Raw genomic sequence first — 11776 nt, 5'->3', positions numbered from 1 at the left:
CCGGTTCGTAGGCGTCGAGCGCGTGATTGAGCAGCTCGAAGTTGGACTGGTACTTCTCGAACAGCGAGCGGGCCAGCACATCTCGCAGCAGGAGCACGATGCCGAGGACCTCGTCGGTCTCGACTCCTCGCGGGATGATGCGCTCGGACAGGTCGCGCGCGTAGGCCTGCAGCGCCTCGACGCTACCGGTCTCCAGCACCTCGACGTAGTTGTCGTAGATGGAGGTGGCCTCGGAGAAGATCTCCTCCGGGGTCATGGCGGTGAGCAGCTGGGCGTCGGTGATGCGGCGCGCCCACTCCTCGCGCAGCGCGGTGCGATTCTGACGCAGATGCTCGACCAGCTGCGGAAGCAGGTTGTCGACCGGTCCCGCGGCCAGCGAGTCCGCCGAAAGGCTCATGGACACCTCGGACATGGAAATTCCAGCCCCTTTCGACGGGTAGGTCGGTGATCGTCGTGCGCTCGGCCGTGGCCGAGTCCGAGCCTAGTCATACCCCATCCCGATTGCCGCTGAAACCTATGGGTAGCTCGCGCACAATTCATGTGGCCGTCACGAACCCACGCTCCAGGGCGAGCAGGGCCTCGTCCAGGTACACCGTGAGATCGGCGTCCGCCCGGCGCAACCAGGCGTCGAATGCGGCGCGCGCCGCGGCGAGCGTGGTGCGGCCGACGGCCAGCGGGATGAGCCCGTCCTCGGGTTCGCCGAGGCGTCGCCCGGCGAAGGCGCTCACCGCGCGCTCCCAGGCGTCGTAGTGCGCGCCCGCCGTGGCGGCGAGTGCGGGCACGGTGGCCACCAAGTGCATGCGCCTGCGCAACTCGGGCACGTCCTCGGCGCGATATCGGTTGGCGTTCACCACGACTCGGCGCACGGCGGTCATCATCGGCACGTCGTCGGGCACCGTCGCGAAGTCCGCGCGCAGGGCGGCCACCTCGTCGTCGAACTGGTGCCAGAGCACCTCGGCCTTGGTGGGGAAGTAGCGGAAGAAGGTGCGCCCGCTGATGCCCGCCGCGGCGGCGATCTGGTCGACGGTGGTGTCGTCGAAGCCCTGCTCGGCGAACAGGCGCAGGGCGATGACTTCGAGCTCGCGCTTGGTGGTGCCGCGGGGTCGGCCCCGGGTGGTCCGCGTGGTCACGAAGCCATTATGTCCGCTGCCGGTCGAATTTTGTCAGTCACTGAAAGTATTGATTCTGTCAGTCTGTGACGTTAATCTCGCTGACATGCGGGCAATGGCGGATCTCACATGGCCGGAGGCGGGCGAACGCGCCGCCGGGGCGATCCTCGCCGTGCCGGTGGGCGCGACCGAGCAGCACGGGCCGCACCTGCCGCTGTCCACCGACACCGATATCGCCGCCGCCCTGTGCGCGGGGCTGGCCGCCGCGCGCGCGGATGTGCTTGTGGCGCCTGCGATTCCCTACGGATCCAGCGGCGAGCACGCGGGGTTCGCTGGCACCCTGTCCATCGGGCAGGCCGCGCTGGAGCTGGTGATCGTGGAGCTGTGCCGCTCGGCTACCGACACCTTCGACCGCATCCTCGTGGTCAGCGGGCACGGCGGGAACCTGGAGCCGCTGCGCCGCGCCGAGGAGCTGCTGCGCCGCGAATCCCGCGACGTGCGGGTGTACCTGCCGCACTATCCGGGCGGTCTGCACGCGGGCCGCGCCGAGACCGCGCTCCAGCTGGCGCTGCGCCCCGACCTGGTGCGCGCCGACCGCGCCGAGAAGGGCGATACCCGCCCGCTGGCCGAGTTGCTTCCGCTGCTGCGCGCCGGGGGAGTGCGCGCGGTGAGCCCGAACGGCGTCCTCGGCGATCCCGCGGGCGCGCACGCCGAGGAGGGGCACGCCCTGCTCGCCCGATTGACCGACGACCTGATCCAGAAGACCCGGCACTGGTGGCCGGTGCACGCCTCGAAAGGACTCCCGTCATGAATCCCTGGTTCGAAACCGTTGCGGAGGCGCAGCGACGCGCGAAGAAGCGGTTGCCGAAATCGGTGTACGGCGCGCTGATCGCCGGCTCCGAGCGCGGTCAGACCATCGATGAGAACCAGAAGGCCTTCACCGAACTCGGTTTCGCGCCGCACGTCGCCGGTCCGATCGGCGAGCGCGACCAGTCGACCACCGTGCTCGGTCAGCAGCTGTCGATGCCGGTGCTGATCTCGCCGACCGGCGTGCAAGCCGTGCACCCCGATGGTGAGGTGGCCGTCGCGCGGGCGGCCGCGGCGCGCGGAATCGCCATGGGGCTCAGCTCTTTCGCCAGCAAGCCGATCGAAGAGGTGATCGCGGCGAACCCGGCCACCTTCTTTCAGCTCTACTGGTGCGGCGGCAAAGAAGAGATCCTGCAGCGCATGGCGCGGGCGAAGGCGGCGGGCGCGGTCGGGCTCATCCTGACCCTGGACTGGTCCTTCTCGCACGGCCGCGACTGGGGCAGCCCGGTGATCCCGGAGAAGCTGGACCTGCGCACCATGCTGAAGTTCGCGCCGCAGACCCTCGCGCGCCCGCGCTGGCTGGCGACCTATGCCCGCTCCGGCCACATTCCCGATCTCACCGCGCCCAACATGGCGGTGGGCGACGGCCCGGCCCCCGGCTTCTTCGGCGCCTACGGCGAGTGGATGAGCACGCCCGCACCGGACTGGGACGACGTGCGCTGGATCTGCGAGCAGTGGGACGGCCCGGTGATGCTCAAGGGGGTGATGCGGGTCGACGACGCGCAGCGCGCGGTCGACGCGGGCGTCGCCGCGATCTCGGTCTCCAACCACGGCGGCAACAACCTGGACGGCACCCCGGCCGCCATCCGGGCGCTGCCGGTGATCGCCGACGCCGTCGGCGGCCAGATCGAGGTGGTGCTGGACGGCGGCATCCGCCGCGGCAGCGACGTGGTGAAGGCGGTGGCGCTGGGTGCGCGGGCGGTGATGATCGGCCGCGCCTACCTGTGGGGCCTCGCCGCGAACGGGCAGGCGGGTGTGGAGAACGTGCTCGACGTCCTGCGCGGCGGCATCGACTCGGCCCTGCTCGGCCTGCGCAAGACGGCGGTGACCGAGCTGGATCGCGGTGACATCGTGGTGCCCGACGGATTCGAACGGGCGCTCGGTGTGCCCGCGGCGGCGAAGGCGGTGCCCGCCTCGGCCTGACTCTGTTCAGCTCGGGGGTTGTCTTCGGTGGTGCGCGAGCAGCATGTCGTAGATGTCGGCGAGCGCGTTGAGCTGCTCGCGGTCCAGCGCCTCGATCATGTGTTTACGCACGCTGCGCACGTGCGCGGGCGCCGCGGTGCCGAGCACCTCGGCGCCGCGCGGGGTGAGCCGCGCGGCGGTGCGGCGCGCGTCGTCGGGAATCGGCTCGCGCACCACCAAGCCGCGCTTCTCCATCCGGGTGATCTGGTGGGAGAGCCTGCTCTGCGACCACTCCAGCGCCTCGGCGAGGTCGGCGAAGGTCAGCCGGTGGTCGGCGGAGTCCGCGAGTCGCGCCAGCACCGAGTACTCGACGTAAGTGAGGTTCGACTCACGCGACGAGTCGCGCCCCACGGCGGCGGCGATGAGATCGCGGGTGCGCACGAATCCCAGCCAGGCCCGCATCTCGACGTCGTCGAGCCACTGCGGATCGGTCACGACAGCCTCCATACCTCTGACGTGTCATATAAATTGCCCCGCTGTGGTGGTGTCGAGCGCGACAAACGGTCGGAACTGAGAGGTAGCACCACCGGGGTTGAACGTGCAACCTTTTGTACGGCTTATTAATGTGCGAAGGGCCGAGTCGCGCACGCGCGCCGTCGTTTCGGTGCGATCGCAGTGTGTCCGCCTGCACAATTAGGTTTGCCTAACCCGTGGCCGGTCCCGGGCCGCTGGATAGGCTCCCTCTGCTTGTGACCAGCCCGGCTCAGCCCGCCTGCGGCCGACGGTCCGCTCGAGCCCAGCCCACCCGAAGGAGTGCGATCCGTGACCGCCCCGGAATTCCGCTATTCAGATCTGCTGCCGACCGGCGCGGACGACACGCCCTACCGGCTGCTGACCACCGAGGGCGTCAGCACCTTCGAGCACAACGGGCGCACGTTCCTGCAGGTCGATCCCGAGGCACTGCGGCTGCTCACCACCGAGGCGATGCACGACATCAGCCACTACCTGCGCCCCGCGCACCTCGGCCAGCTGCGCAAGATCATCGACGACCCGGAGTCCTCGGGCAACGACCGCTTCGTCGCGCTGGACCTGCTCAAGAACGTCAACATCTCCGCGGGCGGCATCCTGCCGATGTGCCAGGACACCGGCACCGCCATCGTGATGGGCAAGAAGTCCGAGGGCGTGCTCACCGGCGTCGACGACGCCGAATGGATCAGCCGCGGCGTGTACGACGCGTACACCAAGCTGAACCTGCGCTACTCGCAGCTTGCCCCGATCACCATGTGGGACGAGAAGAACACCGGCTCGAACCTGCCCGCGCAGATCGAGTTGTATTCCACCCAGGGCGATCCCGCGCACCCGTCCTACAAGTTCCTGTTCATGGCCAAGGGCGGCGGTTCGGCCAACAAGTCCTTCCTCTACCAGGAGACCAAGGCCATCCTGAACCCCACGCGGATGCTGGAGTTCCTGGACGAGAAGATCCGCTCGCTGGGCACCGCGGCCTGCCCGCCCTACCACCTCGCCGTCGTGATCGGCGGCACCAGCGCCGAATTCGCGCTCAAGACCGCGAAATACGCCTCGGCGCACTACTTGGACAACCTGCCCACCGAGGGCTCGCTGGCCGCGCACGCCTTCCGCGACCTCGAGCTCGAGGAAGAAGTCTTCAAGCTCACCCAGGAGTTCGGGATCGGCGCGCAGTTCGGCGGCAAGTACTTCTGCCACGACGTGCGCGTGGTGCGCCTGCCGCGGCACGGCGCCAGCTGCCCGGTGGCCATCGCGGTGTCCTGTTCGGCCGACCGGCAGGCGCTGGCCAAGATCACCCCGGAGGGCGTGTTCCTGGAGCAGCTCGAGCGTGAGCCCGCGCAGTACCTGCCGGAGCAGACCGACGAGATCCTCGGCGGCGACGTCGTCGAGGTCGATCTGAACCGGCCGATGTCGGAGATCCGCGCCGAACTGTCGAAATACCCGGTGAAGACCCGGCTTTCGCTGACCGGTCCGCTGGTCGTCGCCCGTGACATCGCGCACGCCAAGATCAAGGAGCGGCTGGACGCGGGCGAGCCGATGCCCGACTACCTGCGCGACATGGCGGTCTACTACGCCGGTCCCGCCAAGACCCCCGACGGTTACGCCTCGGGTTCCTTCGGCCCCACCACCGCGGGGCGGATGGACTCCTACGTCGACCAGTTCCAGGCGGCGGGCGGTTCGTTCGTCATGCTGGCCAAGGGCAATCGTTCGGCGCAGGTGACCAAGGCGTGCAAGGAGCACGGCGGCTTCTACCTCGGTTCGATCGGCGGCCCCGCGGCCCGGCTCGCGCTGGACTGCATCAAGTCGGTCGAGGTGCTGGAATACCCCGAGCTGGGTATGGAGGCGGTCTGGAAGATCGAGGTCGAGGACTTCCCGGCGTTCATCGTCGTCGACGACAAGGGCAACGACTTCTTCGCCGAGACTCAGAAGCCCATCGCGCTGCGGGTGCGTACCCGCTCCAAGGAGCGGGTCTAAGGCTACCTCCGCCTGGGCTTCAGCCGCACGGGCAGTTGTGCGGACACGGCGATGTCACCCTGATCACCGGTGTGACATCGCCGCCCTCCGGAGGCACCCTTAGCGGGGTAGGTCGTTGACCTTTCGAGTCGAGGAGGGCAATGAATACGTCGTTTCGCGTCTCGGAATCGGCCGGGCGACGGCTCGTGGCGCGTGCCGCACAGGAGGGAACCAGTTCGACTGCCCTGCTGGACCGGTTGATTCGGGAGGGGGTCGACCAATTGGAACACCCGGGGATCGTGTTCCGCGGCCCGATCCACGACCGGCGGGCCGCGCTGGCCGCCGGGCCCGAGATCTGGGAGGTGGTGGCCCGGCTGCTCGAGTTGGACGGCCCGGTGGAACGCCGGATCGCCGTGCTGAGCGGGCAATCCGATCTGCAGTCCCACAAGATCCAGACCGCGCTCGCGTACGCGCGGGAGTATGGGGTGGAGATCGGCGCCAGGATCGGTCGCAATCGCCAAGCCGCCGAAAGGATTCGGCGGGGCGAGCCGGTCTAGACTCGCAAATCCGACCGGTTGGTCGCTGCGCCGAGGCCTGTTCATGGGCCTCGGCGCTTTTCGTTCGGGTCGAGGCGGTGTCGTGTCAGCGAACGAAATGGGCTTGTGGCGGGGATGATTCGGACAAAACGCTCGTCATCGGCGCTGCGGGTAGAGGTCGGGTGCCGGTGCGGGTGATCGTGCCGACCGGGATTCCCGGATTCCGACGGTGCTCTCGGCGGGTGATCACCGAGACCTTGCGATTCCGTCAGCGTGTGAGATGTGGTGCTGGATACGGACATTCCGGTCCTCATCGGCGACCGTGTCCGAGTGGAGTGGCCCGAGGGCGAGGTGGTGCGTGCCCTCCAGGCGGAGTAGGGGATTGGTAGCAAGCCCACTCACGTTGTGATCCACAGCACTGGATAACTATGTGGACAACGATCTTTCCTGTGGAAACCGGGATTGTCAGGCAAGCGGATTCGGATCCGATGGGTCGATCTGGGGCCGGGATGTAGCCGAACGCTATCACTGCTGGTTATCCACATGCCTGTGGATTCAGGGGGTCGACGGCGTCCGCGGTGGACGGATCTCCACAGGTAGTGCACACGAAATCGCCGGTGCGGATTGCAACTTGGCACGCACTGCCAGTTCTCAGGGCGACAGCGATACGGCCCAAGCGCTCTTCGGCGCGTTCGGCAGGTCCTCGAAAGGACCGTCCAGTCTCGGGCTGCTCGACCGGCACTTTCCTACCGAGCGGAGAGAAATGGTTTCGACGCGAGAGAGAAGGCGGCTCAATGCCCTTGCCGGACAACCTCTCTCGTCGATCGATTCTGGGAGCGGTCGGCGGGGCGCCGTTACTATGGCGCCCATGTTTTCGACGAGCGAGACCTTCGGGAAGCGGATGGCGGTCGGCGTGCTGGCGGCCGCCGCGATCGGCGCGTGTGCACCGCAGGCGCTGGCCACGCCGGGTAGCCATAGGGAGGTCATCGGCTCGGCCACGGGCACCGAGGGACTCGATCCGGCGCTCGCGGTGGCCTACACCCTCGCCGAGGACGCGGCGCACGCCGAAGGCGTTCCGCTCTGGATCAATTCCGGCCACCGCAGCTACGCCGAGCAGCAGGCCATGTGGGAGAACGGCATCGCCACCTACGGCAGCCCCGAGGAAGCGCGCCGCTGGGTGCTACCGCCCGAGGAGTCCACCCACGTCGCAGGCCAGGCCATCGATGTGGGTCCGCAGCCGGGCGCGCAGTGGCTCGAACAGAACGGGAACCGCTGGGGCCTGTGCCGCACCTACGCCAACGAATGGTGGCACTTCGAACTGGCCACCGGCCCGGGCCGCGTCTGCCCGCCGCTGCGCCCAGACGCCAGCGAACACTAGCCGACGCTGACGGCACCCAGCCTGCACATGGCCCGAGTTCCGGCTCGGTGCGCCTGATCGACACCGCCGAACGGCGTCGGACATCGGGTCGCGCGGAAGGGAAGTATGCCCTGGGCTCGGCGTCGTCTCAGGGGCGCGTCGGTGGGGTCGGGGCTCGGCCGAGGACTTCGGTCGGGACGATGCGCTGGGCGCCCAGGACCTCGATGCCGAGGAGGGTGCCGGAGGAACTGAAGTCGAGGACGACGGTGCCGCCCTCGACCGGTGTGACGACCTGGCGGGTCGCTTCGCCCGGTGCTATCTCGTCGGCGATGGTGAAGTAGGCGGCGTCGGCGGCCGGGTCGTACGTCATGTGCATGTCCGGATCCTCCGTCGCGTCGCACTCGGGCCGTGAGCACTCCACGGTAACTCCGATGCGGCCACGCCGCCGAGCCGCGAGCCGTAGCGGGTTCCCAGGACTGCGCTCAGCGCACCGGCGCGGGCTCGGCCTCCGGCTCGGTGGCCGCGGGCCGTCGTCCGGTGTGTCCCGCTCGCCGTGGCAGCACCCAGAACAGCACGAACGTGCTGATCAGGCTCAGCGCGCACACGGCGACGAGGTACCAGGCGACCGCGCCGGACCCCGATCCCGCCGACCACAGCGCTGTCGCGATGAGCGGCGCGAGCCCGCCGCCGACAATCACGGAGATCTGAACGATCAGCGAGGTCCCCGAGTACCGCGCCGTGGCGGGGAACAGATCGGCGATGATGATGCCGCCCACGCTGTGACTGATCGGCAGGACCACGCCCATCCCCAGCAGCGCAAGGAAGACCACGAACCGATCGCCGGTGTTCAGCAGCGGGAAGTAGACCGCGCACCACGCCAGCAGCGCCGCGGTACCCGCGAGAAAGACCCGGGCGGTGCCGATCCGATCCCCGAGCGCGCCCCACAGCGGCATGGTGGCGCACCAGACGATCGACGCCACGATGACGCCCGTCAGCAGGAAGTCCCTGCTGAACCCGAGCGACTTGGTGCCGTAGGTGAGCGTGAAGACCATGAAGATGTACACCACGGCAGAGGTCGCCATCGCCGCGCACAGGATCAGCGCGAGTCTCGGGAATCCGACGCGCAGCGCGTCGCGCAGCGGAAACGCCGACACCTCTCCGCGCCGCACCAGTCCCGCGTATTCCTCGGATTCGGTGATACGCAGCCGCACCACCAGCCCGACCACCACGAGAATCACGCTGAACAGGAACGGAATCCGCCATCCCCAGGACTGGAACGCCGCATCCGGCAGCAGCGCGCTCACGCCGAGGAACATCGCGTTGGCCAGGATCAGCCCCGCGGGCGTGCCCATCTGCGGGAAGCTCGCGTACCGGTTGAGCCGCCCGGGCGGTGCGTGCTCGATGGACAGCACCGTCGCGCCCGCGCCCTCGCCGCCCAGCCCGACGCCCTGGGCCAGCCGCAGAACGACCAGCAGCACCGGCGCCCAGACACCGATGCTCGCGTAGGTGGGCAGCACACCGATCAGCGTCGAGCTGACGCCCATCACGATCAGCGACACCACCAGCGTGGTGCGCCGCCCCAGCCGGTCGCCGAAGTGCCCGAACAGCAGGCCGCCGATCGGCCGCGCGCCGAACCCGACGGCGAAAGTGCTGAAGGCCGCGAGGGTGCCCGCGGCCGGGCTCAGCGAGGGGAAGAACTGCTTACCGAAGATCAGCGCCGACGCCGTGCCGTACAGCATGAAGTCGTACCACTCGAGCGTCGTGCCGATCAGGGTGGCCGCGGCGACCCGGCGCGGGGCGGACACGGCGGTGGAGCGGGGTGGAACCAATGTCACTGCAATCCGTTTCATCCGACGGGCGCGGGTGCGCCCGGCATGTCGTCGAGGGTGAGCCCGCCCTCGATGGTGGCGGGCACCCGGCGGCGGTTGGGGGAGCCGAGCGCGGTGGTCAGGTCGGCGCCGTCGTGTTCGGCGAGCAGGTCGCCGCTGTCCCACACCAGCAGCGTCGCGCTCACCGTGTTCTCGGCGGTGGAGTGCGCCAGGTCGTAGTGGGCGCAGCCGGGCACGTGCGGGTAGGTGATCCACAGGTCGTAGCCGGTCATGAACAGGTCGAGGTCGAATTGCACGCTCAGGCCGAGCAATTCGCTGCGGCCGTTGTCGTCGACGCCCGCGAACGCCTCGTCCAGCGCGAGCAGGCGCGGCGCCTGCGGATCGGCGGAATCGAGCATGACGTGCGCGGCCGCGAACAGCGGCAGGTGCAGCGACACCGACTGCTCGCCGCCGGAGAGCGCGCTGTGCCTGGCCACCGTCAGTTTGTCTTCGTTGCCGTCGCCGGAGATGAGGGTGAACGAGAACACCCGCCAGGTGCGGTAATCCAGGGTGGCGCCGAGGATCTCGGGGTAGGAGCGTTCGGGGTGCGCGGCGCGCGCGGCGCGGATCTCGGCGGCGAAGTGCGCGCGGATCGCGGCCAGGTCCTCGGAACCGAGGGTGGTGGCGTCGCGGTCCAGCAGCTTGCACATGGCCCTTGCGGCGTCGGAGAGGTTGTCGGCGAGCACCCAGTGCACGCCGATGGTGTTGCCCGAGGACATCCGCCGCTGCTTCATCTCCGCGCCCATCTTGGCGATGAGTTCGCGTGCGTCGCTGGTGCGTTCGTGGATCTGCTGGGCAAGGCCGGTGAGCAGCGCGTCCTCCAGGATGCGGCGCTCGGCGTCGGTGAGCAGCAGTTCCTGGTCGTGGCGCGCCTGATCGATGCGTCCGGCGAAGTCGGCGAGCGCGGCGATGCCGTGCTCGTCCTGGACCTGCACCACGGTGAGCCCGTCGGCGGCGTCCCACTGCAAGCGGTAGTCGCGGCCCGAGGCGGCGAGTGCGGCGTCGAATTCCTGCAGCGCCGCGGTCACCGCGCTGCGGGTGGACTTGCGTGCGGCCTCGCCCGCGCGGACCGCGGCGGTGGCCGCGGTGAGGCTGTGGAAGAGTTCGGCGACCTCCTCGGGCAGCACCTGCGGTTCGTGTTCCGGCCCCGCCTGGGTGATCCGGTAGAGCAGCTGCTCCGGGGTCGACCAGGCCGCGTCGCTGCTCGGCCACCGGCATTCGGGCGCCGCGCCGAGCAGCGACAGCAGATCCGGCTGGGCATAGGGGGCAAGGGTTTTCACGTCGGCGAGCACCTCGGTGAGCGCGGTACCCAGCGACTCGTGCGCGGTGCGGTAGGCGGCCTCCGCGTCACCGACCGCCTCGATGGCCTCGTTGGCCGCCTTGCGTGCGGCCTTCTGCTCGGCCCTGGTCGCCTCGATGCGCTGCCTGGCCTGATCGAGCTCGCGGTCGATATCCGCCGCGCTCGCGCCGAGCGCCTCGCGCAGCGTCTCCAGTTTGCGCAACTGCTCCTGGTAGCCGGCCTGGGCGGCCTCGGCCTCCTCGGCGAAGGCCTCGGCCAGGTCGCGGGCCTCGTCGTACCGGTCGGCGCCCTCGCGTTCGCGTTCGCGTTCGCGATCATGGTCGGCGCGCAGCCGGAGCAGGCCGGTGCCGGTGTTCTCGAAATGCCGGATGGCGGCGGCCAGTGCGTCGAGTTCGCGCGGTTCGCGCGGCGCACGGTGCGCGGCGGCGGCGGCCCGCAGCTTCTTCTCGATGGCCGCGACCTCGGTGACGGCCTGGTCCAGATCCTTCTCGGCCTGCGCGGCGGCCTCCGAGCGGGACCGCATGACGCCCGCGGTCTCGGAGACCGAGCGCAGCGCGGCGGTGACGGCGGCCGGGCGCGGAAGAGCCTTGGCGGCGGCCGTGATCCCGGCCAGTTCCGCGTCCGCCGCGTCGGCTTCCTCCTGCGCGACGCGCTGGACCTCGGCGGCCGCGTCCATTGTGGTCGCCAACTCGGTGAGCCGCAGCTCGCGGCGGCGCGCGCGGGCGGTCGCCCCGATGAATTCGGCGTCGGACTTGTGGTGCCTGCCGATCTGCACGCCCTGCCGGTACCCGCCCGCGCCGCTGATCGCCACGCCCACGGCGTCGTCGAGGTCGTCGAGCAGGGCGATCGAGGCGAGCACGTCGCAGACGACCTGCCGCGGGACGGTCAGGCCCTCGGTGTCGTCTTCGACCACGAGCACGTCCGCCAGCGTGCTCCCGGTCGGCCGACCCGAAGGCGGCAGCGGGACCAGGAACTGGTCGCTGCGGTAGCCGGCGGGCAGTTCGTCCTCGGCGCACACCCAGGCGTCCAGGAGTCCGGCGGCGTGCAGAGCCGCCTCGACACCGGCGGCGCTCGCGGGCGTCACGCCGTCGCCGAAGCGGACCAGCCGCCACAGCGGGGCGCCCGGACGTCCAGTCCGG

At 69.7% G+C, this 11776-nt stretch carries 10 protein-coding genes and 1 pseudogene; 5 read left to right on the top strand and 6 right to left on the bottom strand.

Annotation, left to right across the window (positions count from 1 at the left end; translation table 11 throughout):
- Window positions 1-412: pseudogene (locus NL1_RS34280) on the bottom strand (STAS domain-containing protein); the annotation flags it as partial.
- Window positions 413-536: 124 nt separating this feature from the next.
- Entirely contained in the window at window positions 537-1130 is a 594-nt protein-coding gene (mftR, locus tag NL1_RS34275; RefSeq protein WP_067848669.1) for a mycofactocin system transcriptional regulator MftR, read from the bottom strand.
- Window positions 1131-1215: 85 nt separating this feature from the next.
- Between mftR and mftE the strand changes: the two genes are divergently transcribed.
- Complete coding sequence (gene mftE, locus NL1_RS34270; RefSeq protein ID WP_067848667.1) at window positions 1216-1920, top strand: mycofactocin biosynthesis peptidyl-dipeptidase MftE; 705 nt, start codon at window positions 1216-1218, stop codon at window positions 1918-1920.
- Window positions 1917-3119: a pre-mycofactocin synthase MftD gene (gene mftD, locus NL1_RS34265; RefSeq protein WP_067848664.1), complete on the top strand. Its 1203-nt coding sequence runs from the start codon at window positions 1917-1919 to the stop codon at window positions 3117-3119. Before mftE ends, mftD begins: the two co-directional genes overlap by 4 nt.
- A gap of 6 nt (window positions 3120-3125) precedes the next feature.
- On the opposite strand, the gene NL1_RS34260 is transcribed toward mftD, so the two are convergent.
- Window positions 3126-3593, bottom strand: a complete 468-nt coding sequence (locus NL1_RS34260; RefSeq protein ID WP_084511360.1) for a MarR family winged helix-turn-helix transcriptional regulator — start codon at window positions 3591-3593, stop codon at window positions 3126-3128.
- 327 nt (window positions 3594-3920) lie between these two features.
- On the opposite strand from NL1_RS34260, the gene NL1_RS34255 reads away from it, so the two are divergent.
- The 3 genes from NL1_RS34255 (at window position 3921) to NL1_RS34245 (ending at window position 7490) form a co-directional block, all read left to right on the top strand.
- On the top strand, window positions 3921-5597 hold the full coding sequence (locus tag NL1_RS34255; protein WP_169813626.1) for a fumarate hydratase: 1677 nt from the start codon (window positions 3921-3923) through the stop codon (window positions 5595-5597).
- 140 nt (window positions 5598-5737) lie between these two features.
- Window positions 5738-6133, top strand: a complete 396-nt coding sequence (locus NL1_RS34250; protein WP_067848652.1) for a hypothetical protein — start codon at window positions 5738-5740, stop codon at window positions 6131-6133.
- Window positions 6134-6980: 847 nt separating this feature from the next.
- A complete protein-coding gene (locus NL1_RS34245; RefSeq protein WP_245673722.1) occupies window positions 6981-7490 on the top strand; it encodes a M15 family metallopeptidase in 510 nt (169 codons plus the stop codon).
- A 127-nt stretch (window positions 7491-7617) separates the two neighbouring features.
- Here the strand turns inward: NL1_RS34245 and NL1_RS34240 are convergent, their stop codons facing one another.
- The 3 genes from NL1_RS34240 to NL1_RS34230 all read right to left on the bottom strand — a co-directional run.
- Window positions 7618-7845 carry a DUF2283 domain-containing protein gene (locus tag NL1_RS34240; protein ID WP_067848671.1) on the bottom strand — a complete coding sequence of 76 codons (228 nt, stop codon included), beginning with the start codon at window positions 7843-7845 and terminating at the stop codon, window positions 7618-7620.
- Window positions 7846-7951: 106 nt separating this feature from the next.
- Entirely contained in the window at window positions 7952-9304 is a 1353-nt protein-coding gene (locus tag NL1_RS34235) for an MFS transporter (protein WP_245673721.1), read from the bottom strand.
- 11 nt (window positions 9305-9315) lie between these two features.
- A partial coding sequence (locus NL1_RS34230; RefSeq protein ID WP_281180902.1) for an SbcC/MukB-like Walker B domain-containing protein occupies window positions 9316-11776 on the bottom strand: 2461 nt, incomplete at its 5' end.

Origin of the sequence: Nocardia lijiangensis NBRC 108240 (genome assembly GCF_001613045.1) — a bacterium.
Classification (GTDB): Bacteria; Actinomycetota; Actinomycetes; order Mycobacteriales; family Mycobacteriaceae; genus Nocardia; species Nocardia lijiangensis.
Note: the sequence above shows the minus strand (reverse complement) of the source record. Positions and strands in the feature narration are given on the sequence as shown.

Bases quoted from the DNA above. Each gene is read 5' to 3' on its own strand.
- NL1_RS34245 (WP_245673722.1), top strand. From the start codon at position 6,981: ATGTTTTCGACGAGCGAGACCTTCGGGAAGCGGATGGCGGTCGGCGTG.
- mftD (WP_067848664.1), top strand. From the start codon at position 1,917: ATGAATCCCTGGTTCGAAACCGTTGCGGAGGCGCAGCGACGCGCGAAG.
- NL1_RS34240 (WP_067848671.1), bottom strand. From the start codon at position 7,845: ATGCACATGACGTACGACCCGGCCGCCGACGCCGCCTACTTCACCATC.
- mftE (WP_067848667.1), top strand. From the start codon at position 1,216: ATGCGGGCAATGGCGGATCTCACATGGCCGGAGGCGGGCGAACGCGCC.
- NL1_RS34250 (WP_067848652.1), top strand. From the start codon at position 5,738: ATGAATACGTCGTTTCGCGTCTCGGAATCGGCCGGGCGACGGCTCGTG.